The sequence below is a fragment of the Okeania sp. SIO1H4 genome, from assembly GCF_010672695.1.
GTDB classification, from domain to species: Bacteria; Cyanobacteriota; Cyanobacteriia; order Cyanobacteriales; family Microcoleaceae; genus Okeania; species Okeania hirsuta.
This window is the reverse complement of sequence record NZ_JAAHGB010000005.1, coordinates 294,574-318,374: the sequence shown is the minus strand read 5'-3', so window position 1 is coordinate 318,374 and position 23,801 is coordinate 294,574. Positions and strand designations below refer to the sequence as shown.

Below are 23,801 nucleotides of genomic sequence, written 5' to 3'. Positions count from 1 at the left end.
GGGGAGCAGGGGAGTGGGGGAGTAGGGGAGTAGAGAGTAGTTAGGGTTTGCTGAAAAAGTCTTTTTTAAGGAGTAGGGGAGCGGGGGAGTAGGGGAATAATTTTTTTTGGCCCAACTATGCACCAGAAATGCTAACTTTTTGAGCACCAAGAGCTGAAAACCAAGGTATTTCAGACCTAAAAAGACACTTACCTTGTTAAGCATTAATGTATGGGAATTGGTATAAAAATAAATTAGGGTGAGGATTCGTTACATAGCTAAAGTTAGCTGATATAATTTTATTAATACTTTTAGTTCTGTCTTATTCTCTCAAAACTTACTTATATAACAGTTGAAGAAAAGGTTAGAACATACCAAGAGCTTAAAACTAAGACAGTGCCAGATTTTTCCCATTTCGGTTCTTTCTTCTTCCTTATGCTATAGTAAGCATTCAGCCGTCAGCTATTGATTTTAGTTTACTATAAAAACTTTATTAATTTTCTTACTAGAAAAGTTGGCTCCTTTGTCCTTCAAGTCTATTTGAATTTAAATACTGTCCTTAAGGAGAGAGTATTGTTGCTGATAGCTGACAGCTAATAGCTGTTTGCGCAGCATTCCGCAGGAAATGCTTACCTGCTATACGACTGAATCTTAAATGCTTACTAGCAATAAAAAATAAAAATTGCTGCTTATGCCAAATTAATATTAATTTGCAGATAATAATAATTTAATCAGAGTTGACTGTAGCTCTAGACAAACAAGTGAATAAATTTCATAATTCTGTACAGCCTTACATAAAATTTATGCTTAGACATTAGCCGATAATTTATCTAATTTTTAGCATAAACTTACATCATAAAATATGTTTAGCCACTTGATTCTAGTTTGGTCTTAAAAATAGAATAATTATTCTACTTAAAAATGCTTAAATGCCTCATTATCAAATTTAAAACTTAACTACCACTCCCAATAACACGATTTTTAAAACGTTCCATTACTCGCTGATATTCTCGTTCCGAAAGAGGTACAGAATTTACTTCTTTAACTAACTGAGGAGCATTCTTGAGATAGAATTCAACAAACTCTTTAACTTCAGGACGCTCTGTAGCTTTAGCATTAACATAAATAAAAATTCGTCTAGCCAGAGGTTGATATTCTCCATCTCGCACTGTTTCCAATGAAGGTTTAACAGGTCCATTACCATTGTCTATAGCTATTGCTTTTAGTAAGTCTCGGTTCGCTTCATAATAAGAATAGCCAAAATAAGCAATAGCATTAGAGTCATTAGCAACACCTTGAACCAAAACATTATCATCTTCACTAGGCGTATAATCAGAACGGCTAGCCTTAGACTTACCAACTATTTCATGAGTAAAATAGTCAAATGTACCTGAATCTGCACCTGGTCCATACATTCTCAATTCTGCATCAGGCCAATTAGAGTTTACCTGATTCCATCTCATAACTTTACCTTGAGCCTCAGGTGCCCACATTTTTTTTAGTTCCTCCACAGTCATAGTATCAACCAAGTTTTCAGTATTAACAACTACAGTAATAGCATCATAAGCAATAGGTAGTTCAATAAATTCAATTCCTGCAGCTTTACATTTTTCTATTTCAGATGGTTGAATAATTCTGGAAGCATCAGAAATATCTGTTCTAACGGAATCTTCTTGAGAACAAAATTTTTGAAAGCCTCCTCCTGTTCCAGAAATTCCAACCGTTACCCGCATAAAACCTCTTTTCTGTTTTTGAAATTCTTCTGCTACTGCTTCAGTAATAGGGTAAACTGTGCTAGAACCATCCACTTTAATTGTAGATGGACTTTGAGACCTAACTAAAGAAATAGTTGTAGCTAATGTTGTAGCTACTAGAACAAAGACACTAGCTAATTTCCGCTTATTGAGCTTCAAATTCTTTATTTTGGTAGTTACCATACTCTTGTTTTCCTAGAGTTTTGATCGGATATCTAGACAATTAAACACTTATATAATTTAAAAATAATAATTGTTATTCAGAGTATTATGATAATTCTTTGAGAATAAGTAAAGTTTAAGTAAAGTTTAAGTAAAGTTTAATAGCTAACAATAATTATGACAAAAATATGGATAACCAATATACTTTGGCAGCAGAATTTTCACAGTGGGGAGTAGGTCTACATAGCGGTATTAAATCTCATATTAAAGTTATACCTGCCCCCAAAAATTCAGGTAGATATTTTGTTAGAGTTGACTTACCTGAGACTCCTAGTATTCCAGCTCTAATAAACTTTGTAGTTTCTACTACTCTCTCTACTGAATTTGGTATTGAAAATATTCGTATTCGTACTGTAGAACATTTGTTAGCTGCTTTGGCTGGAATGGGAATAGATAATGCTCGAATTGAAATTGATGGCCCCGAGGTGCCTCTGTTGGATGGCTCGGCTAAAGTCTGGGTAGAAGCGATCGCTTCTGTAGGATTAGTTGCTCAACCAGAGGAGGGAGATGGGGAGATGGGGAGATGGGGAGATGGGGGGATGGGGAGATGGGGAGATGGGGAGATGGGGCAAAAAAATATTAACAATACTTATCGCCCACAGCCAATAAAGCACATTCTTAACCCAAAACTAAGGACCGAAAATTTGATCGATCGACCAATTTGGATAAACCAAGATGATGCTTTTGTTGCTGCCTTACCTAGTCCAGAAACTCGGTTTACTTACGGAATAGATTTTAATCTACCAGCTATTGGTAATCAATGGCATAGTTGGTCTCCAGAAACAGAAAGTTTTGCTGAGTTTATTGCCCCAGCTCGTACATTTGCCTTAGCACATCAAATTGACCAATTACGAGAAGCTGGTTTAATTAAAGGTGGTAGTCTAGATAATGCTCTAGTTTGTAATAAGTCGGGATGGTTAAATCCACCCTTAAGATTTGAAAATGAACCTGTACGTCATAAACTCTTGGACTTAGTAGGTGATTTGAGTTTATTAGGCAGTTTTCCTCAAGCTCATTATCTGGCTTACAAAGCTAGCCATAAATTACATATCCAATTAGCTCAAAAAATTTCCGAGTTATTTGTAAGTAAGACTAATTTTAGGTCGTAGGTCGTAGGTCTTAGATTGTATGAACTATAAGCTAAAAATTTAAAGTCAGGATTACTTTTGACTAATAAATATCTCCAGAAAATAAACTTGCTCTTTATTTAACATAAGCTAGAGTTGTAACAGTCACTTATATTTTCAAATAGATAGACTACAGTGCCCAAAGCATTCTCCTATTCCCTACTTACTACTCCCGCGCACCAAAAGAATTTTGTAGTCTACTTAAATTAAAAGCGCTGTAATAAAATCATTTTTCGTAATCTTTGGCCATAAAAATCTATTCCCTATTCCCTGTTCCCTATTCCCTATTCCCTACTCTTGCAAAAAGTCTATATCTTTTTCGCAGATGTCTAATGGTAAAATCAAGACTGCCAATCAAGAACTGTACATAATGTCAATCTCTGAAAAAACTACAACAGATTCAGCACAAACCACAGAAAATTCTTCAACTCCGCAAAATCAGGATACTGCCACTACTGGGGCAAATATTCTGACTATTGAAGAGATTCACAAAATATTACCCCATCGATACCCTTTTGCTTTAGTAGACCGCATCATAGAATATATACCAGGAGAAAGAGCAGTAGGTATTAAAAATGTCACATTTAATGAACCCCATTTTCAAGGACATTTTCCTGGACGACCAATTATGCCAGGGGTATTAATCATAGAAGCAATGGCTCAAGTTGCAGGCATAGTCTTTGCTCAAATGCCAGAGCTTCAGAAAGGATTATTTGTCTTTGCAGGTATGGATAAGGTAAAGTTTCGTCGTCCAGTAGTTCCAGGAGACCAGCTAATATTAAAGACAGAATTATTATCTGTTAAAGGTGGCAGGTTTGGCAAAGTGCAAGGTCTTGCAGAAGTAGATGGTCAAAAAGCCGCAGAAGGAAATTTGATGTTTTCAATAATGGATTGAAGTATGCCTACTCTGATTCACCCAACAGCTGTTATAGCTGAAAGTGCCGAATTACATCCCACTGTACAAGTGGGTCCTTATGCTGTAATAGAGGAACAGGTCAAGGTAGGTGCGGGAACTACCATTGGTGCTCATGTCGTGATTGAAGGGCCAACAGAAATTGGCTCTGGTAATCGAATTTTTCCTGGAGCAGCTATTGGTATAGAACCACAAGATTTAAAATATGCGGGTGCTCCAAGTTGGGTAAAAATTGGCAACAATAACAAAATCAGGGAATACGTTACAGTTAATCGCGCTACTTATGCAGGTGAGAGTACTGTTATTGGTAATGACAATTTACTGATGGCTTATGTCCATGTGGCGCACAATTGTATTATTGAAGATTCTGTGGTCATAGCTAATGCTGTGTCTTTAGCAGGTCATGTCAAAATTGAGTCTAAAGCTGTAATTGGTGGAGTCTTGGGCATTCATCAATTTGTTCATATTGGCAAAATGGCAATGGTGGGCGGTATGAGTCGTATAGTTAAAGATGTACCACCGTTTATGTTGGTGGAAGGTCATCCTTGTTTGGTGCGATCGCTTAATTTGTTAGGATTAAAGCGTGCAGGTTTGACAAGTGCAGATTTAGCAATATTGAAGAAGGCTTTCCGAACTCTCTATCGTTCTGGTAGGTCTCTGACTGAAGCTTTAGCAGAATTAGAGTTAGATTCTCATAACAAGTATATTCAAAAATTGTATTCTTTTTTAAGTATGTCTCTTGAGTCTAAACGTCGTGGACCGATGCCGGGAAAAATGTCTAAGGGAGCAAGGTTAGAAGAGATTGATCGTTAATAGAGTTTTTGTTAAATAGAGGGAAAAAATTGCTCCAACTGATACAAAGCAATACTTCCCAAACTTTTTCAATTATGTCTATCATTTCTATTAAATTGTCTATTGGGACTTACACAAGTAAATGAAGAAAAAATGTTGAGAATTCAAAAGTGACATCTGAGTGAATAGTAAATACTTACTCAAATAGAAATTGGATAGAGGTTTTTTACGGAGAAGCCAAAGGGTGGTTGGGGTTAAAAGAATATCAACTTGGATATGTCTTCCACAAAGATAGTCTCAGCCATGTCACATAATTTATGGGCTAATTTGAACTGATAGTCTTTGCGTTTGAATGCAATATGATTTTGCTGTTTCTCTACTTTAATCCTTGCTTTCTCGTAGTTAGCAGAACTCTTATTTTTCTTAGACAATCTGTGTTGTAGCACTTAGCTTCGAGAGATCCAAAATTAGAGCTGGCAAGTTGGATGAATGGTTGCAGGAGGCTCTAGAAAAGCACGACCTCAAAGACAAACCAGGATACACTTTGAACTTAGGAAAGTACAAAGGAGAATGTTCACCCAAGACTAAACAAGAGACAGCTCCTCAACCGAGAATTATTATAATCGGTATTATAGATAGAGACAAAGACGTAAATTTATCTGAAGCTCTTAGTAATGCTATGGAAAAGAGGCAAGATTTGTCGTTTTATATCAAGAATTATAGTCTCTTTAAGTTGGATTGACATCCTCCCGACGCTCCTCTAGGAGACAGCTCGGGATTCCCGCTCCATTGCTGGTAGGGGTTTTCTGCTGCCTCTTTACAGAGAGAGGAGTTGCGCTAACAATGCACCTGCCTTCCAAGATTTATTCCCTTCCGGCCTTACAGTTGAGTATAGTCAAGCCTTAAATCTTTGATTTTTGCGTGTATCCTAGCTACTTTGACCCTTGCTTTGTGATAGTTATTAGATCCTTTGGTTTTACGAGAAAGTAGTTTTTGGGCTAACCTTAATTTTTGGCATTGCTGAGGGGCGGGATGAATATAAGTGATAAGTGGGGGCAGGCATCCTGCCTGTCCTTGCCTGCAGTGAAAATATTAGGAACGGGCAAGATGCCCATTCCACTTCCACTTCCACAAAACTATTAAAATCATCCCGCATTTATACAATGCTTAATTTTTGGCGTTGCACAGCGACGAATGATTTGAGATTTTTGATTGAATTGGATTGTGGATTAATCAATTGTCAGAATGATTAATTAATGGTTATTTTTAGTCAAAGTCTAAACAAATTTTTGGCAATATCATTCCATAATGTGCAACCCCTAATTTTTTTGTGTAACTTGTTCAGGTTCTTTTGCGACATTTGCTTTAACTGCTCTACTATGAATAATATTTCAAATCATTTTAATGAGCACCTACGCAGAGCTACAGACTTGTACTCAATATACATCAAAATTGACCGAGCGGCAAAAATCCTGTATTTATTGCATATCAAGACTTGTAGCGTTTATGAAAAGATTGCTCATATAGGCGCGAAATCGCAATTTTTCCCTCAAATTTGGCTTTCGATAGCTCATTTGAACTTTTTTTGTCAAAATCAATTTAAATTATCAATATTTTAATCAATTAATTATAATTTTAATTAATATACTATTATTTAAAAGTCTTGTTGCGCTATGGACAAAGCAAAAGTCAAAAATAATCTATGATTGAGTTCAATTATCTAGAAATGTCTTAATTTTTGCTTCGATTGGTATATAGTTTATTTCAGTTGGAATGAAGTAACTGAGGTTTGAATTTTTATATTTGCACCTCTTTTGCTGATAACTGATAACTGACAACTGAAATAACCAGTCCCCCATGTCTTATGAAAATTTTTATTAGTACAGGTGAAGTTTCTGGAGATTTACAAGGGTCTCTATTAGTTGAAGCACTCTACCGTCAAGCTCAACTTCAAGGTTTAAATTTAGATATTGTCGCCTTGGGGGGCGATAGAATGGCTGCTGCTGGTGCTACTTTATTAGGAAATACAACAAAAATTGGTGCTGTCGGAATTATTGAGTCTTTGCCTTTCGTTTTTCCTACTCTGAAATTACAACAAAAAGCAAAGGAATATTTACATAACGAATCCCCTGATATAGTTGTTTTGATTGACTACATGGGACCTAATATTAGTATTGGTAATTATATCCGTAAAACCTGGCCGAATTTACCGATTATTTGGTACATTGCTCCTCAAGAATGGGTTTGGTCTCTGGGAAAGGGTAAAACAAATAAAATAGTAAATTTAGCAAACAAAATTTTGGCAATTTTTCCGGAAGAAGCAAATTATTTTCGACAAAAAGGAGCTAAAGTTACTTGGGTAGGTCATCCCATAATTGACAGAATAAAAATAGCTCCTAGTCGGAAAAAAGCACGTCATAATTTGGGCATAAAATCAGATACAATAGCGATCGCTTTATTACCAGCATCTCGACGACAAGAAATTAAATATTTAATGCCAGTAATATTTCGAGCAGCACAAATAATTCAGGAAAAATTACCTCAAGTTCATTTTCTAATTCCTCTTTCTTTAGAAAGTTATCGTCATCCTATTGAAGAGGCAATTAAGAAGTATCAACTACAGGCAAAAATTTATCCATCTCTGCCACAAAATAATCAAGAAATACAAGAAAGTAAAAATTTAGAAATTCTGGCTGCAGCCGACTTAGCGATCGCTAAATCTGGTACTGTAAATTTGGAAATAGCTTTGCTAAATGTACCGCAAGTAGTAGTTTATAAAGTTAATCCAATAACTGTTTGGATTGCTAGGAATATTTTGAGATTTTCAATTCCATTTATGTCGCCACCAAATTTGGTACAAATGAAAGCTATTGTGCCAGAATTGTTTCAAGAAAATGCTACTCCTGAAAAAATTGTTTCTGAAGCTTTGGAACTTCTATTAAATTCTCAGTGCCGAGAAAAAATGATAGTAAATTATCAGGAAATGCGTCATGCTTTGGGAAAAGAAGGAGTTTGTAGTCGTGCAGCTCAAGCAATTTTAGATTCAGTTTTGAGCGGAAAATAAAGATATTTTTGAGACAATTAAAGGCAATTATAGTTTTGTGTTTTGTGGAATGGGCATCTTACCCGTTCCTTATATTTTCACCGCAGGCAGGATACACATCCCACTGATATTCATCCCGCCCCTCAGCAATGCCGTGAAGATGGAGAATGTTTTTATACCGAATTAAATGGATTTGATATTAAACCCGGCACAGAAAAGATAATTATTTGTAGAAGAGAATTTGAGCAAATAGTTCTTCATAATTAATATCATGTCCGTTAGTATAGTTTGTGTAAATTCAAGGGTGAATATCTACAGGAAATTTAGGTTTTTTTTTGCTTAATAGCCTTCCTCCTTCTTCCTTCTTCCTTCTTCCTTCTGGTATATATTATGTCTGGTTGAATAGTTATAAATAGCTATAAAGCTAAATAGGGCTTGCTGATTAAATATAAAAGCATTGACATATAAAGACAAGTGCCTTTTTGGGAACGAAAAAAGTGCGCCTGTTTCAGCTCTTCACGCTCATGCATGGAGCGTATTTTAGGCGCATAGTTGGGCAGAACGGTAAATACTTGGGCAGACATCATTAACCGGGCTAACTTAGGAATGGAAGTAATGCACGAGCGTAATGCTCACAACTTCCCTCTAGATTTGGCTGCTGTAGAAGCTCCTTCTATCAATGGTTAATTTCTAGTTGATTGATTGAATTAAAAAAGTCCTCTATTTGGAGGGCTTTTTTTTTGCTTAAAAGTTTAATGAGCGATGGGTAACATGATCGCCTTTTTCAAAATCCCCTCTATCAAATATCACATGACTTGCGCAAAAACACCAGGTAGACAAAGTTCAAACTATAGTGTTTAAACTAAAACAGAGGTTAATTCAGAATTAATGGCTTAAGGTGTTCTTAGTAGTTTAGTAGTAAATTTTTTTAGCTTTTCAACCTCCTAATGTGAGGAAATATGCTGAATTTGCTAGTTTTTTTTAAAAGCCACAATTTCTGATTTGTTTTGTTTTTTACCTCCACTATAAAATGAAATTTAATTAATTCTTGCTCTATTTATTCAGTAGTTTTTTTGCGAGTAATTAACTTCATTAAAATGAGTGAGATAAATTTATTGAAAGTTTGTTAAAAAAAGATTATTGTAAAATTTGTTTATCTTTGTTCTTTATGGGTTTAATTCCCCACTGCCTACATGATGTCTAGAATTGCTTGGGGTAGATGCGGAGTGGCTTGTAAAAGACTTATTCTAATACACTTTTTTTTCCTTGTTCCTTCTTCCTTCCTCAAGCTCAAATAAATTATTTAATCATTAGAACTAAGTGCTTAAACCAAGAGTGCTTTCTAGAAATCTAACTTCAATATTTGCAATTTGTTTGCCTATATCGTGAAAGCCATTTAAATATTTAATTTCATTAGCATCATTTTCAGATGCTATATTTGCGAAAATACTGAGTTGATTTAAAGCAGAATTTGTATCAGTATTTTCAAGATAGTTATCTAGTAAAATTTGAAAATGTGCCATCAGCATTTTATTTGTTGTACATCTGATAATTTCTTTGAGGTTTTCTACTGAAAGTTGCTGATTATGGTTATTGGGATCGATTTTAAACTCCTCGCAGATTTGCTGAATAACTATTTCTTGAATATTCATTTTTATTTCTCCTTAATAATTGAGTGACTTGGCTCAGATAGATTCAGTTTCTCAATTTACTAGTGAAGAAGGCTGATAGCCTCATTTTACCTACAATTTGCATAATAGCCAAGGCTAGCAATGGATGTCAAGGTATTAGTGTAGATAAACAAGGTATTAGTGTAGATAAATAATAGAGTTGTCGCTAAATAAAGGGAAAAAATCACTCTAACCTAGACAGAGCAATAATTCCCAGCATTTTTGCCATCCAATAGCTACAATCATTACATAACAAGGTTTTTGGGGAATTTTTAAGTTATAAAGCGATTCGTCAGAAAACACTTTTTAATATACACGAAAAAATCTAAAATTCTTTCTTAAATTAAGCTGTCTTATCATTAATTAATATATTTTCATACAACCGTATATTAAAGACTTCTATAGCAACTGCCATTACTACTCTTGACTTATGAAATATCTAAAACAACAGAATATTAATAATTAGGGTTTGCGCTCAAAAGTCTTTTAGTAGGGGTAGGAGACAGGAGACAGGAGACAGGAGACAGGAGAAATGGGAATGAGTGAGGAGGTAGGCGTAAGAATTGTCCCTTGATTTTTCTGCCATAATCGTCCCAAAATACTAGCTTTTTGAGCGTTTTAGACTGAAACAGGTACACTTTTTAAAGGCCCCAAAAAGGCACTTGTCTTTATATATCAATGCTTTTAGATTTATTCAGCAAGCCCTAATTAACTTTCTTCCTTCTTCCTTCTACTATATATAATTTTCAAAGAAGTTTTTAAGTTACCTTGAATGCTAGATATAAAAGATAATTTTGAGCGGCCGCTATAGACAAAAATAATCATTTCTCTTGCTTACCCTTTTAAGGAAATAAAAAGCGGTCGATTTTCGGAGTTTCCCGAAGGGTGGGATGGCAAGGAAACCCGCTCTTGCAGAGCAGCTCCGCTAACACCATATCCAATCCACCAAGAGAAAGAAAATTTTTGCATCTTATTGCCTCTCTATTACAGGAGGTACTGATAACTGTTAGCACAGTTCCTCCAAAGGAGGCTATCTGATAACTGAATTGATATACGTTCAAATTTTTTGCTAAATAAAAAACAACTAATTAACCTCATAAGTTTTACTTTATAGGCAACAATATTTCAAATTCAGTTCCTACTCCTGGAGTTGAGTTAATATGTAATTTTCCCTGATGGTTATCAACAACAATTTGATAACTAATTGCCAGTCCTAAACCAGTACCTTTACCTACAGGTTTTGTAGTAAAAAATCTATCAAAAATTTGCTTTTGAATTTCGTAGGCAATACCAAGACCATTATCAACGATACGAATTGAGAGCCAACCATAAATTTCTTTAGAATCTTCAGTAGAAGTTACATTACCTTTCATCTGATAATTAGAATTTAATTCTATGTCATGAGCAGATTTATCCACATTTTGATCTGTATTTTCAGATAAATCTTTAGCTTTAGTATGAATCCATATTTTACCTGGTCTACTATCAGTTTCTTTTTCTTGATACTCTTCTAGAGCATCAAGAGCATTCGTAATCAAATTCATAAACACTTGACTAATTTGACCAGAATGACACAAAATCAACGGTAAATCCCCATAATTTTTAATAATTTCAACTCCACTAACCTTCCAACGATTCTTTAAAATTAATAGAGTACCATCTAAACATTCATTAATATTTGTTTCTTTGCGTTTAGTACCTTCCATGTGAGAAAAATTGCGGAGACTACTAACCAATTGCATCATCCGGTCAGCCGAAATTTCTATACTATTCATCATCTCCAAGTAATCATGTTTGACAAATTCAAAATCAATATCTTCTTTTAAATCTTCAACTTCTTTTATTGGTTCAGGAATATTTTTCTCATAAGTATTAATCAATTTAAGAAAGTCTTGATAATAACCAGACATAAACTTAGAATTACCTACCACACAATTAATTGGATTTCTCAGTTCGTGGGCTAAACCTGCTACCATTTGTCCTAACATTACAAGTTTCTCAGTTTGAATTAGTTGTGCTTGAGTTTGTTTCTGTAATAAATCTTTAGCAAGTTGATGAATATAAGATTGAGCAATAAGTAATTTTTGAGTTTCTAAAACTTGATAATCTTCTGGAGAATTTTCTACAATAACTGGTTCATAAATAAATTCTTGAGGTCTCTTTACTGCTTTATCAGCAGCATCTACAATAGGTGTATCTCCTGAGAAGATTAATAATTCAGACTTAATAAAGTCGTATAAGACCTTAACGGAACGATTTAAAAAAATTTCTCTTCCATATTGGCGACTCAACGTTTTGAGAAATTGCTGTTGAGAAATCATACCAATGAATTTACCAGATTTTGTTAAAATAATACCTGGAAGTAGGGGATTTTCTTCAAAAACTTTAGCTAAACTAATTCCTGATGTATCAATTTCAACCCGGATACTATGAAGTTGTAAATCTTTTACAGTGGAACCTAAATCAAGATGGTTATTTAAGTAAGAAAACATAGGTAATAAAGAATAATTAATGACTATTGTAAAGTTTGAGTAATTTGTTCTTAAATCTTTTTAGCTAAGATACCGAGTGACTTAAAATACAGTTCCAGATGAAGTAATAACTGATAAATATTGATGGTTTTATCATACCAATTTTTTTAAATAAATTTAATTTTATGCAATAAAAGCATTACTAATTGAGGATGAAGCACCTGAGTTTACTCCCAAACCTGTTTAACATTACTAATCTCTATAAGCTTAAAAATCAGTAGACAATTTATTTGTCAGAAGGTCTTATAAATTGCTTTTCAGTTTGTTGAATAAAATATTTCGTTTGTCTTGATGTTCCAATCAAATATACCTTTGCCTATTTATTGAAGAGTTAATTGCCAAGATTCTTGAATTCGCAAAAGACAAATATAAACATATTTTACAACAATTAAAAACTATTTATTTTTCCATTTTACTTCAACTTAAGTATTTATACTAAACTAACATATAAAATCTATAAATTTCTTTATAGTTTTCATCATCTCCTTAACTTTTTCTTTGCCTGAAAATAATCTTTATCTGAATTTTTATCAAATTATTTTGGGCTATTTATCTCTATATAATTATGCATAAAAATTTATTGATAGATGATAACTTCAAACCATTTATAGCAATTTTAAATAAAAAAGTATTAGACATCTGTGAATATCAATCAAAATTATTAGCTAAAGAATATTGATTATTAATAAAATGCTTGAGAGTTACTTAATTCATAAAATAGAGTAAAATTCCTTATTTACAGAGCTAAATCAAATACTTCTTAGTAGAACCCATTTGATATCTTTGCACGCGGTATGTGCTTTTGGCATAAAACTCAGAATTCAGTCCTGGTAAAGTCAGGAAATTCAGGAACGAGAATAGGGGAAAAAGCGGATGCAACCCCGTGCCGCCCTTAAGCGCAAGCTGTCGGAACCCGGCGTTCCCGTTCCGGGACCGTAGGGAACGGTGTCTTTGCCATGGGAACGCCGACCAAGAGAAGGGAACGCGCACCAAACAAGTAGAAAAATGCTCCCATCTCCCCATTTCCCCATCTCCCTATCTTTAACTATATAAGTAGTGAACACCGGATCTGGGAACAGCGGGAAAACATTCGGATCATCATCAGCATAAGTCCTAACCTAGCTGTCTATTACTATAAATAAAATTTTTGCCCTTGTGTTTTCCATGAGGAATACCTCTAAATTGACTTGTGACTTTTTTAAAAAAACTTTTGACCAGGACGAGTAATCTCAATAATTAGATTTAAGATTCATACTAAATCCGGTTTCGATCAACACTATAGTGCTTAAAGGTAAAGGGTCAGCAGCAAATCATAGATGCTAACCCTAATTTATTCCTATTTAGCAAGGTTTGGCTCCAAACCTACTATTTTTTGTCAATTCTATTGTAACGATGACAAATATTTTTTATCAATTTAATAAGGGTAAATATATTACCTCTTACCCAGGGCAAACTCAATCTAGACAACTACAAAGATATCCAATTGGCATCTTTGATAGTGGTGTGGGTGGAATTGGTGTCTTAAAAGAATCATATCGCCAACTCTCCAGAGAGACCTTTATATATTTTGCTGATACAGCACGACTCCCCTATGGTACAAAATCTCAGGCAGAAATCGTACTATTTGTACGTCAAGTGCTAACATGGATGCAACATCAGGGTGTAAAAATGGTGATCGTTGCCTGCAATACTGCTACTGCTGCAGCAATAGATCGAGTAGCAGTTGAATACAATTTTCCCATTATTGGTATGATTGAACCTGGTGCAAATACAGTTGTCAACAGAGGGAACAAAAAAATAGGTGTCATCGCCACTCGACAGACAGTCAACAGCAATGCTTATCTAAATACTATTCTTAAATTAGATCCTTCAGTTTTAGTATTTCAAGTAGGAGCACCTGCTTTAGTACCATTAATTGAACAAGGCCGCATTAATGATGTGTATACTTTTGAGGTAGTGCGACAATATCTTAAACCCCTAATGGCACAACAGATAGATACCCTGATCTTAGGTTGTACCCACTACCCCCATCTACTTCATTTATTTAGACAAATTTTAGGCAATTCAGTACAGGTAGTAGACCCTGCCATTGCTGTTGTTAGCACTGCTGCTAGGGAACTTCAACGTTTGGGGATATCAAGCGATCGCCCTCCACACTGTACTAACTTCTATGTCAGTGGTAACCCAGAAGAATTTGCAAAAAAGGTGCAGCTATTCCTGGGTTTTACTCCGATAGTAGAGCAAGTTTGTTTAGAAGTGGAAAGAGTAACAGTTAAATCTGAATCTGTCGCTTGATTCATATAGCAGGGAACAGCGGTGCGACACCGCGGGGTGCGACAGAGGTCTGAACAAAGCGCCACCTGTGGGCGCATTCGCAAGCCAATCTAGCATCTGGTAGCGCACTCGGTGTGAGGGAACAGGCAACAGTGGAAAAAGAATTTCTAGGTTTGATCATCAGTCTATTTCCTAACCAACTTGTTCCTTGCTATAGCAATCCTATTTCAGTTGCGGGTAAAAATATCTTTGAATTTAGGGGACAGGGGTAAAAGTTTCAGAGTTTTTATATATCCTTAGATTTTTTACAAATCATTTAGGATTGTTATATAGCAAGCGTTAAAATATCCTTTTTATCGCACTCCTCAAAAAGAATTCTATACTTATGCAAAACTTCAATGATTCAGTAATTAGTAAGATTCAATGACGTTCATAGCTATTATTAGCCAGTAAGTGTATATTATTCTTATGTTTACTACTCCCACTCTCCATCTCCCCATCTCCCCATCTTCCCCACTGCCCCACTCAAGAAAACATAGAAAAGTTTTTGAGATTTGCTATGATTTGGTGCCGTTCTGAGACTTACATTGTATTCAACAGCGTCAAATATTTTTTTTAGTAGAAACTAGATTAATTTGATTTTTTTAGATATTATTTTTATTTTGTTCCATTTCAATTGAGCCTTAATTAGTTGATTTTAATCAAGTTCAATTAGTTTATATGTATCAAAATATAGGCATAAATATATCCTATCTATTCACAAATTGTATTTGTTATGCTAAACTCTTGTGCATCAATATGGTCATTACTAAGGAAAAAAATTTATGGCTGATATTACAGTTTTAGTTCAGAATGTCGCTTCTGGAACAGATGCAGATAGTAGTATATTCTTCTCCGAGATGTGGGTGGGATTTCATGATGGAGACTTTGACCTTTTTAATTCAAATCCAAGTGAAGCTGCTACTCCCGGTTTGGAAAGGTTAGCTGAAGATGCTATTATTGAACCAACAGGTGAATTTACAACTACTTTATCTACTGAATTTGACGATAGTGGAGCTGGTACTGTTCAAGGAATAGTTCAAGGACCAGTTGTTGAGGGGAGCAATTTTAGGGATTTTTTCCAAGGAGACATTGGTGTTGCCCAATTTACTGTGGATGAAAATGCTGACAGCAGTAGCTACTTTAGTTATGCTTCCATGATCCTGCCTAGTAATGATGCCTTTACTGGTAATGGAAATCCTACTAGGTTTGAAATTTTTGATGACAATGGAAATTTCTTAGGACTAGATTTTGTTGCTAATGGAACAGATATCTGGGATGCAGGAACAGAAGTAAATGATGAAGAACCTGCAAATACAGCAGCGCTAGGTCAAGAAGCTCCAGATACAGGAGTAGATGAAAATGGAACTGTTTTATTACACCCTGGTTTTATTGGCAGTGTGCGAGAACTTAGCGACGCACCAGGGAATATTTTACAAGCACGCCCTGACGCTGATTTCACCACAGAAGATAATGGTGTAGGTAATGAAATCGCCCGCATCAGTGTTTTACAAAATACGATCGATACTTCTGGTGAGAATCTTCTCAACGGTTCCGATACAGAGGATTTTCTCTCCGGTCTTGGAGGTGATGATACTTTAAATGGTCTTGGTGGAAGAGATTGGTTAGTTGGTGGTAGGGGTAACGACCTGCTCAGAGGTGGTGAAGGCGATGATATTTTGGCAGGTCGCATTGGGAACGATCGTATGCTTGGCGGTAATGGTGATGATATTTTAAATGGTGGTCAAGGTCGCGATCGCATCAATGGTGGTGCTGGTAACGATACTCTAACTGGTGGTGCAAGTATTGACCGCTTTATCTTCAACACTAATAGTACATTTTCTGCGAATGATGTAGGTGTAGATACAATTACTGATTTCAATCAAGGGCAAGACTTGATACTCCTTGACAAGACTACTTTTGCTGCGCTCCAAAGTGATGCTGGAGCAGGATTTAGTATTAGCAGCGAATTTGATGTGGTTGAGTCAGACGAAGCTGCTGCTACTTCTTCAGCTTTAATTGTTCACAGTACAGAAGCTGGTAATTTGTTCTATAATCCAAATGGTGCTGCAGAAGGTTTTGGTAATGGTGCTCAGTTTGCTAATGTACTTCCTGCTTTAACTGCAGACGACTTTGTTTTGCGAGCTTAGTTCCCATTTATACCTACACTTATAAGTAATAATTAGAGGGCAGGTTTTTAGAACTCGATCGCGCTTAAGTTAAAGCTTTCAATTAAACCTGCCCCTACAATTTTTTTTTACCTTTACAGGACTTACGCATAAGGTACGAAAAATTAGGATTTGAGATGGCTTCTGTGTGGGTCGCAATGACTAAAATTCGTTGTACTGTGTAAGTCCTATTTTAATTAGAGCTACCTACTTACCTCTGAATTTAATGCTTGTTTATTCACGAAATTTCAATCCAGGAAAAGGGTAGAAACAACTGCTTTTAGTACAATCAATAGCCCATATAATCCCCATTTTCTCTTGTTTAAACAACGTTCTCTACCACATCTAAGACACATATAATGGTTGCCGTTGTTGTTATCTTTTACCCACAAGCAATTATTTTTGTTACATTATTTTTGCATGATTTTTTTGCTCCTAAAGTCAACCTACAATTTCAGGATATCTAATTGTTATTTGGCTGTACAGGTAGACTTTTTGGCTCTACCCTAATTCTAGCTAGGAGTAATTTGGGGTAATTTGAGGTAATTTGGAGTAAATAATTTACCCTTTTGTTACAAAGTACATTTTCTAGTTATACTACATTAGGATAGAGTACTAATTGAGCTGATGGGGAACTTTGAACAGTGGGATTAATTTTTGAGAACTATTGCTAACCAAGCTGATTTGAAGGGTGAAGATAGAAAATTTTTTTTAAAGATATTTGACATAAAAAATGAAAATTTGACGGAAGAAAAATTTCGCGAGCAATTCCTTAGTAATTACTCTAAATACACATTTGAATATTACAGAAAAGCAGTTTTTCGTCAATTAAAAATTATTTGTAAAGATATAGACCATGATAGAAAAGGTAAATCTAAAGAAATCTTCAATTGGCTGAAAAGAGAATATGAAACTTGGTATACTCGAAAAGAACATCCTGATATTTTAACAGAATTTCCACAAAAAGTTTCTACTTTTAACAATTTTGATGTTTTACCAGAATCTCAACAACAAGTTTATAATCCATTTATTCCATTGACAGGAATTATAGATAATCCAAAGCTCTTTTTTAATAGAGAGCGAGAAATTAATAGAATTTTTGAGGTACTTAATAGTGGTAGTAGTGTTGCTATTATTGGCAATAGTGGAGTGGGAAAGTCTTCTCTGTTGAGGGCGATCGCTCAAAAAGCTACTCAGTATCTCAGGCAACCTCGAAGGCCAATTGATATAGATTTGCAGCATATTCATAGTGATAATGATTTTTATACAGCTCTTTGTGATGAAGTTGGTATTGAAAAGTGTAGCGGTTATAAATTAAAAAGAAATATCAAGGAATATCGAATTTTACTGTTGCTTGATGTGGTAGAAAATATGATTTATGACTGGTTTACCAATCAACTTCGTGGTCAGTTACGCGCTTTAGCAAATGATATTGTTCCTCCTTTACGTTTGGTAGTTGCTGCTTCTAAGAGACTAGATATTTTATTTCCAGATAGTGGGGAGAAAACTTCTCCATTTAAAAATATTTGTATTGAAGAATATCTAGAACCTTGGAATGAGGAAACTATTTGTGCTTTTATTAAGAGTCGCCTTCGGGCTAATTTTTTGGAGCAAGAATATCAAGGAATTAAGTTTAGTGAGGATGAGATTTCAGAGATTATTAAAACAAGTGGTGGCTATCCTGGTAAAGTGAAGCATCAATGTTATGAATTATTTGAAAGGAAAAAACTATAGTATTTCTTTAATCTATGAGATATAGTTCCAAATATTCCCTATTCCCTATTCCCTATTCCCTATTCCCTCCTATAATAACTGAAATAACTGAAATGACTATATTTCCCCACGACCAATTTGCCAAACAATATTTAGAAGAATTACTATCAAGTATTGGGGAAGTAAAAGCACCTCGTGAAGTTCGAGGAGAAGTCAGACAAATAGATGTTTGGTTTTCACCCCAACCACAACTTCAAGGAAATCCAGAAGAATTAGGATTATTAGGTCGCTTGGCTACAACTTCAGCTTTATTTGAACCTTATCGTAATCCTGTAACCCCTGATGAAATTGATAGTTGTCTTCTCAAATTACTGGAAGTTAAAGGATAAATTAAACGGGAAGCGAACCGAAATAAAACTCGTATTTCTATGAATGATTATCCTAAATTATGGATATTAACTCCTACAGCTTCCCAGAATATATTAGATGGATTTAGAGCTATATTAGATGAAGAAAACTGGTGTTCGGAAATTTACTTTTTAGGAGAATATTTCCGCACAGCAATAGTAGTGATTCATCAATTACCAAGAAGACCAGAAACAATGTGGCTGAGAATATTAGGTAGGGAAAAAGTTCAGTCTCAAGCCATTGATGAATTAAAAGCATTGCCCAAGGATAATATCCATCGAGAAAATGCTTTATTGTTATTAGCAGATTTGCTGAGTAATATAGAAGCAAATCCAGATAAAGATCCAGAAGATAGGGAGTTAATTATGAGATGATCACCACTTTTTTCTCAACGTTTAGAAGAAGCTACTCAGTCAGGAGTACAACAAGGAATACAACAAGGTGTACAACAAGGAATACGACAAATGATCGAAAACTTACTTGTATTTCGCTTTGGCCAATTAGATGACCAGCTAGAGGTAATTATTGAACAGATTATGGAGTTGCAAAAAGAAGATTTGAACAGGCTAATTTTACAGTTATCTAATTTATCTCGTGACGAATTATTAGCTAGATTTAGAGGAGAGAGATGAGATTATCACCACTTTTTGCTCAAGCTTTAGAAGAGGTTAATCAGTTGGAAAAACAAGAAGGAAGACAACAAGGTATACAACGAGATATACAACTAAGAAGACAAAAAGGGTATCAAGAAATGCTCGAAAGCTTGCTTATATTTCGCTTTGGCAAATTAGATAGCCAACTAGAGGTAATTCTTGAACAGATTATGGAGTTGCCAAAAGAAGATTTTAATAGGACAATTTTACAGTTATCTCACTTATCTCGTGACGAATTATTAGCTAGATTTGGAGGTGAAAATTGATGAAATTATAGTAATAATGTGGCAGGGACGTTCCATGGAATGTCCCTACAGAGTTATCATTTTTTTAATGTGGTTAATTCTTACTTTTGACTTTTGACTTTTGACTTTTAACTTCCCTATGTCTAAGCATTCTATTCTTCAGGCAAATAAATCTTACACTTTTCGTTCTTACTTTGAGTTGCCCTACGAAACTGAGGATATTTTAGCTGAATTTGACTACAATTTCAAAAGAGCAAGATTATCTTTGCCTACATCAAGTCGGCAACTGGAACGTTTGTCAGAATTACGTCAGCGAATTGAGGAAACTTTGCCTTTAGTTAGTTTGAGTAGTGAAGCAGCACGGCGAGAAATTTTAATTGCTCCGGTACTTTTAGAGGTTGCTCGTTACTGTCAATGTCAGCTCAGAATTGAATATCCTTTGAGTGTGAATGAAAGGTTAAAGGGTAATCTTGATTACTTGCTACAATCTAATTCTCAACTGTTAGTAATTGAAGCAAAACATGAGGATATGACGCGGGGTTTTACGCAGTTAGCTGTGGAGTTAATTGCATTATCTGAATGGGAACCGGAGCAGGATTTAATTTTTGGTTGTGTGACTATGGGGGAACTTTGGATATTTGGTATTTTGGATAAAAAGCAACGTTTAATTCAGCAAAATATTGATTCTTTGAGAGTTCCTGGGGATGTGGAGGCTTTGGTTGATGTGCTTGTGGGGATTCTGGAAGGCTAAAACTACACACCTAAACAAGAAATCTGTCATTGCGAGCGGCAGCGTTTGCGTAGCATTCCGTCAGGAAAGCAATCTCCTCAACCTCTGAGATTGCTTCCTTCCACTCCGTTCCAGTCGCAATGACTATAATAACAAATTATCCAGATTTGATATAAGTCTTATTCTATTAATTTTATAACCTATTTGCCAACAATAATGAAAAAAAACTATGACTCTGTTCCCCGTCTCGATCTAGCACCACAGTTGAAGCGACCCCTCTCTATTTGGAATCCTTTGGATTATTTGCGGTTGTTGTATTGGGTGTTTTTCTTTCCCCAGGCGTTGCGGTGGTATGTGGAAAAGTATGGAGGAGGAGAAGGTTTAGCGGAAGAAACAAGCTGGCAAAGCAAGCTAGAATTTCTGCGCGAGCATCCTAACCAGTGGAAATTATTGTTTCAGGGATTAATTTTGACTGTTTGTGTTCCCTATTTGTTTTGTGGACTTCTGGAGCAAATAGGTATTACGATTAATTGGGTCGGCGTGGCAGTTGGCGTGGCGGTTGGCGTTTGGGTAGGGGTAGGTGTAGCCTCAGGAGTGGGGGCAGGTATAGCGTTTGGCGTGGCATCAGGCGTGGCATTAGACGTGGCATCAGGCGTGGCATCAGGCGTGGCATCAGGCGTGGGGGTAGGTATAGCGTTTGGTATGGCATCAGGCGTGGCATCAGGCGTGGCATCAGTTGTAGTGGGAGGCATAGCGGTTGGCATGGCGGTTGGCGTGGCATCAGGTGTGGCGGGAGGCGTGGCATCATGTGTGGTGGGAGGCATGGCGTTTGGCATGGCGTTTGGCGTGATATTAGGAGTGGTGGTTGGCATGGCGTTTGGCATAGCCTTTGGCGTGGCATTAGGTGTGGCGATTTGGCATCCAGAAAACTGGTTAATTGGCGTAGGACTTAACTTGATGTCAATTCAGAATCGTAGTTGGCTCCTACCTAGAATCACCCCTATTCCTTTACCCTTACTAACAACTCGCTTAAAATTTTGGCTAAGAAAAGATTGGCAACTAGGTCTAGAAAATATAGATCAACTCTTAAGATATAGCCTACAGTTTATTCCGGTAGTTAATGCTATTAATCAAGTGCTAGCAGAAATTCCCCCAGACGAGATGATTTATCGAATTTCCCAGCTAGCAGAAAATTCCTATGATTGGAGACTTGTAAAATTTGCCTCTGCATCTCTAGTAGAAGAGTTGAAATTAGAGTTTTTTAGAGGATTAGATATTTTTAGCCTTATAAGAGTTTCATCAGCACTGACTCACTTAGACACTCCATCCCGTGCAATAGCTGCAGGTTTCTGGCATCTCTACGAAAAAGAACCTGAAAAAGCGACAGCAGCATTTGAGAAAGTACGCCCTCTCCTCTACGGCGAGGAAATATTCCTTTTAGCTCAAACCCTAAACGAATTTCAAGCAGCAGGATCTGCTAATGCCATTGCCAAAATACAAGTTCCCAACTTTCCACCTGAAACTCATCTACGGCCTACCACCTGGGAAGCGCTCAGAGGTTTACGTCGCGTTGTTGAAGATACACAACTTGCTTTAAAAGCTACCTCAAAGTCAGCTCGTGTATCTGCTCTTTCCAGAGCTATGAGGCAATTAACAGACATCCTAGATAATGCTGATAGACTTCCCCAAATTGAACAAAGTTTAATTGTCTATATTGCTAAAAACTGGCAAATTGCTATGGATGAAGAAAACATTGCCACACAGTTTAGAGATGCATTTATTCCTAAAATTAATCCCTACGTCATTGGTGACCCAGTAGAGGGTGACTTGTTTGTAGGTCGGCAAGATATTATGAAACAGCTTGAGGAGCTATGGGTGACTAATTCTCAAATGCAGTCTGTTGTTCTCTACGGTCATCGTCGTATGGGAAAAACATCAATTCTAGTCAATATTGCCAACTTTTTTGGTTCAGATGTTGAAGTAGTTTATGTCAACCTGCAAAATTTGGGAAGTATTTCTGAGGGAATGGGTGAAGTATTTTTAGCAATTAGTGATGAAATTTCAGATGCTCTCAACATTCTCCCACCGGACACAGATGAACTCCTGAAACTCCCCCAACGAACTTTTAAACTCTACTTAAAGCGAGCAATTCAACAAATTGCTAAAAAGGGATTAATTATTTGCCTGGATGAATTTGAAACCATTGAAAACCTCATTAATTCAGGACAACTTCCTACTAATTTTATGGCAGTATTACGGGGGTTTGTACAGATGAGCCTGAAAATTGCCTTTGCCTTTGCCGGGTGGTTCACTTTTGAAGAAATGACACAGGATTATTTTCAGCCATTTTTTGCCAGCATTATTCCCATCCGCGTCAGTTTTTTAAATAGAGCTCCAACCCACCAAGTCCTTGCCAACCCAAACCCAGACTTCCGGCTTACCTACGAACCAGAAGCAATGGATCACATCTACGACCTCACATTCGGACAACCCTACCTAGTACAACTACTGGGATTTTTACTTGTCCGTCGCTACAACGACCAAACGTTCGAGCAGGGAAGACCACGAGAGTCAGTTTTTACTGTTGCAGATGTGGAAGCTATTATTCGTCAAAATGAACTATTCCCGAGTTGGCGTTATTATTTCACAGGGGTTTGGGGTCAAGCTGCTCAAGATGCACCGGGACAGCAAGATATTCTCATAGCTTTAGCTGACTATCCAGAAGGTTGTAGTCGTGCCACTATCCAGGAAATTACAGGTTTAGAAGAAAGTATACTAAATAATGCTCTTGAAACTCTTGCTCGCCACGATGTCATTATCGAAACCGAGGGAAACTTGCGGTTTGCAGTGGAACTATTTCGGCGTTGGGTAAAGAGTCAGGAGTCAGGAGTCAGGAGTCAGGAGTCAGGAGTTAAGAGTCGGGAGAATAGAAAGCAGTAAGAATAAGGAGATTTGCTCTGTGTAAGAGGATAGGTTTTTTGATCGTTAAATAATCCAGATTTTACAGTACTTCCTGCTGCTCGTGAGGTACACATCTAGCGGGCAAGATGCCCGCACTACAAACATTTTACACTTATATATCATTTGCCCGAAATATGCTGTATATCATCAACAGAAGTTACGCACGGACACTGAGGGCGAATGCCATTTGCGTTCCGCAGAGCTACCGCTAACGCCCCTACATATGGCGTTTTTAAGGTGAATTTGCGTAAGTCCCGTGTAATTATTTTGGTCAAGAACAAAAATAGTGGGAGCATCTTGCTCCCTTGGTTGTGTTTTACTCCATTGGTCGTATCTTGCTCCCTTGGATATAGGGTTTGCTCAGTTACCGAATAATTAAGGTTTAAAGTCTCTCATGAGCAAGGAGAAACAAGAAAAAAATTTTCCTTTTATTCAATCCTCTTCCTTTTAGGGAGAGGTAATTATCAATTATCCATTATCAATTATCAATTATTGAAGCTACTGCTAACACACCCTACCAATAGCTTTGTCCGTTACGCTACCGCTAACACACCCTACCAATAGCGTTCATGCGTAAGT

18 protein-coding genes and 1 pseudogene are annotated in these 23,801 nt (G+C 36.3%); 15 read left to right on the top strand and 4 right to left on the bottom strand.

The features are described 5' to 3' along the window. Positions 1–932 precede the first annotated feature (932 nt). On the bottom strand, positions 933–1,916 hold the full coding sequence (locus F6K06_RS04085; protein ID WP_287241453.1) for a PstS family phosphate ABC transporter substrate-binding protein: 984 nt from the start codon (positions 1,914–1,916) through the stop codon (positions 933–935). Between the two features lie 167 nt (positions 1,917–2,083). On the opposite strand from F6K06_RS04085, the gene F6K06_RS04080 reads away from it, so the two are divergent. From F6K06_RS04080 to F6K06_RS04065, 4 genes are all read left to right on the top strand, one after another. Further along, the gene (locus tag F6K06_RS04080) at positions 2,084–3,064 is read left to right on the top strand and encodes a UDP-3-O-acyl-N-acetylglucosamine deacetylase (protein ID WP_287241451.1); all 981 of its coding nucleotides are present in this window, start codon (positions 2,084–2,086) and stop codon (positions 3,062–3,064) included. A 388-nt stretch (positions 3,065–3,452) separates the two neighbouring features. Continuing rightward, positions 3,453–3,977, top strand: a complete 525-nt coding sequence (gene fabZ, locus F6K06_RS04075; RefSeq protein ID WP_287241449.1) for a 3-hydroxyacyl-ACP dehydratase FabZ — start codon at positions 3,453–3,455, stop codon at positions 3,975–3,977. Between the two features lie 3 nt (positions 3,978–3,980). After that, positions 3,981–4,808 carry an acyl-ACP--UDP-N-acetylglucosamine O-acyltransferase gene (lpxA, locus tag F6K06_RS04070; protein ID WP_287241448.1) on the top strand — a complete coding sequence of 276 codons (828 nt, stop codon included), beginning with the start codon at positions 3,981–3,983 and terminating at the stop codon, positions 4,806–4,808. Between the two features lie 460 nt (positions 4,809–5,268). After that, positions 5,269–5,529, top strand: coding sequence for a hypothetical protein (locus tag F6K06_RS04065; protein WP_287241446.1), 261 nt, complete (start codon positions 5,269–5,271; stop codon positions 5,527–5,529). A 137-nt stretch (positions 5,530–5,666) separates the two neighbouring features. On the opposite strand, the gene F6K06_RS04060 is transcribed toward F6K06_RS04065, so the two are convergent. Further along, positions 5,667–5,825 carry a transposase gene (locus F6K06_RS04060; protein WP_275670412.1) on the bottom strand — a complete coding sequence of 53 codons (159 nt, stop codon included), beginning with the start codon at positions 5,823–5,825 and terminating at the stop codon, positions 5,667–5,669. An 826-nt stretch (positions 5,826–6,651) separates the two neighbouring features. On the opposite strand from F6K06_RS04060, the gene lpxB reads away from it, so the two are divergent. Together lpxB and F6K06_RS04050 are read left to right on the top strand one after the other, a co-directional pair. Continuing rightward, positions 6,652–7,851: a lipid-A-disaccharide synthase gene (gene lpxB, locus F6K06_RS04055; protein ID WP_124146198.1), complete on the top strand. Its 1,200-nt coding sequence runs from the start codon at positions 6,652–6,654 to the stop codon at positions 7,849–7,851. A 534-nt stretch (positions 7,852–8,385) separates the two neighbouring features. Continuing rightward, a pseudogene (locus F6K06_RS04050) lies at positions 8,386–8,517 on the top strand (photosystem II q(b) protein); the annotation flags it as partial. A gap of 629 nt (positions 8,518–9,146) precedes the next feature. Here F6K06_RS04050 and F6K06_RS04045 read toward each other — a convergent pair. Together F6K06_RS04045 and F6K06_RS04040 are read right to left on the bottom strand one after the other, a co-directional pair. After that, the gene (locus tag F6K06_RS04045) at positions 9,147–9,482 is read right to left on the bottom strand and encodes a hypothetical protein (protein WP_124144647.1); all 336 of its coding nucleotides are present in this window, start codon (positions 9,480–9,482) and stop codon (positions 9,147–9,149) included. Positions 9,483–10,603: 1,121 nt separating this feature from the next. Next, positions 10,604–11,992 carry an ATP-binding protein gene (locus F6K06_RS04040; protein ID WP_287239176.1) on the bottom strand — a complete coding sequence of 463 codons (1,389 nt, stop codon included), beginning with the start codon at positions 11,990–11,992 and terminating at the stop codon, positions 10,604–10,606. Between the two features lie 1,431 nt (positions 11,993–13,423). Between F6K06_RS04040 and murI the strand changes: the two genes are divergently transcribed. From murI to F6K06_RS04005, 9 genes are all read left to right on the top strand, one after another. Then, on the top strand, positions 13,424–14,326 hold the full coding sequence (murI, locus tag F6K06_RS04035; protein ID WP_124144649.1) for a glutamate racemase: 903 nt from the start codon (positions 13,424–13,426) through the stop codon (positions 14,324–14,326). Between the two features lie 803 nt (positions 14,327–15,129). Next, on the top strand, positions 15,130–16,494 hold the full coding sequence (locus tag F6K06_RS04030) for a spondin domain-containing protein (RefSeq protein ID WP_287239180.1): 1,365 nt from the start codon (positions 15,130–15,132) through the stop codon (positions 16,492–16,494). Between the two features lie 675 nt (positions 16,495–17,169). Continuing rightward, positions 17,170–18,246 (top strand): AAA family ATPase, encoded by a 1,077-nt coding sequence (locus F6K06_RS04025; protein ID WP_124154657.1) that lies wholly within the window; start codon positions 17,170–17,172, stop codon positions 18,244–18,246. A gap of 92 nt (positions 18,247–18,338) precedes the next feature. After that, the gene (locus tag F6K06_RS33775) at positions 18,339–18,614 is read left to right on the top strand and encodes a hypothetical protein (RefSeq protein WP_339379539.1); all 276 of its coding nucleotides are present in this window, start codon (positions 18,339–18,341) and stop codon (positions 18,612–18,614) included. Positions 18,615–18,653: 39 nt separating this feature from the next. Further along, complete coding sequence (locus F6K06_RS33770) at positions 18,654–19,007, top strand: hypothetical protein (protein ID WP_339379538.1); 354 nt, start codon at positions 18,654–18,656, stop codon at positions 19,005–19,007. A gap of 90 nt (positions 19,008–19,097) precedes the next feature. Then, positions 19,098–19,265, top strand: coding sequence for a hypothetical protein (locus F6K06_RS33765; protein ID WP_339379537.1), 168 nt, complete (start codon positions 19,098–19,100; stop codon positions 19,263–19,265). Beyond that, positions 19,262–19,552: a hypothetical protein gene (locus F6K06_RS04015; protein ID WP_124154656.1), complete on the top strand. Its 291-nt coding sequence runs from the start codon at positions 19,262–19,264 to the stop codon at positions 19,550–19,552. Before F6K06_RS33765 ends, F6K06_RS04015 begins: the two co-directional genes overlap by 4 nt. A gap of 118 nt (positions 19,553–19,670) precedes the next feature. After that, on the top strand, positions 19,671–20,282 hold the full coding sequence (locus tag F6K06_RS04010; RefSeq protein ID WP_124154655.1) for a hypothetical protein: 612 nt from the start codon (positions 19,671–19,673) through the stop codon (positions 20,280–20,282). A 195-nt stretch (positions 20,283–20,477) separates the two neighbouring features. Then, positions 20,478–23,201 carry an AAA family ATPase gene (locus tag F6K06_RS04005; RefSeq protein WP_124154654.1) on the top strand — a complete coding sequence of 908 codons (2,724 nt, stop codon included), beginning with the start codon at positions 20,478–20,480 and terminating at the stop codon, positions 23,199–23,201. The last annotated feature ends 600 nt before the right edge of the window (positions 23,202–23,801 follow it).

Coding starts and splice junctions, on each gene's coding strand:
- lpxA (WP_287241448.1), top strand. CDS start 3,981: ATGCCTACTCTGATTCACCCAACAGCTGTTATAGCTGAAAGTGCCGAA.
- F6K06_RS04045 (WP_124144647.1), bottom strand. CDS start 9,482: ATGAATATTCAAGAAATAGTTATTCAGCAAATCTGCGAGGAGTTTAAA.
- F6K06_RS33770 (WP_339379538.1), top strand. CDS start 18,654: ATGAATGATTATCCTAAATTATGGATATTAACTCCTACAGCTTCCCAG.
- F6K06_RS33775 (WP_339379539.1), top strand. CDS start 18,339: ATGACTATATTTCCCCACGACCAATTTGCCAAACAATATTTAGAAGAA.
- F6K06_RS04010 (WP_124154655.1), top strand. CDS start 19,671: ATGTCTAAGCATTCTATTCTTCAGGCAAATAAATCTTACACTTTTCGT.
- lpxB (WP_124146198.1), top strand. CDS start 6,652: ATGAAAATTTTTATTAGTACAGGTGAAGTTTCTGGAGATTTACAAGGG.
- murI (WP_124144649.1), top strand. CDS start 13,424: ATGACAAATATTTTTTATCAATTTAATAAGGGTAAATATATTACCTCT.
- F6K06_RS04005 (WP_124154654.1), top strand. CDS start 20,478: ATGAAAAAAAACTATGACTCTGTTCCCCGTCTCGATCTAGCACCACAG.
- F6K06_RS04040 (WP_287239176.1), bottom strand. CDS start 11,992: ATGTTTTCTTACTTAAATAACCATCTTGATTTAGGTTCCACTGTAAAA.
- F6K06_RS04080 (WP_287241451.1), top strand. CDS start 2,084: ATGGATAACCAATATACTTTGGCAGCAGAATTTTCACAGTGGGGAGTA.
- fabZ (WP_287241449.1), top strand. CDS start 3,453: ATGTCAATCTCTGAAAAAACTACAACAGATTCAGCACAAACCACAGAA.
- F6K06_RS04085 (WP_287241453.1), bottom strand. CDS start 1,916: ATGGTAACTACCAAAATAAAGAATTTGAAGCTCAATAAGCGGAAATTA.
- F6K06_RS33765 (WP_339379537.1), top strand. CDS start 19,098: ATGATCGAAAACTTACTTGTATTTCGCTTTGGCCAATTAGATGACCAG.
- F6K06_RS04015 (WP_124154656.1), top strand. CDS start 19,262: ATGAGATTATCACCACTTTTTGCTCAAGCTTTAGAAGAGGTTAATCAG.
- F6K06_RS04030 (WP_287239180.1), top strand. CDS start 15,130: ATGGCTGATATTACAGTTTTAGTTCAGAATGTCGCTTCTGGAACAGAT.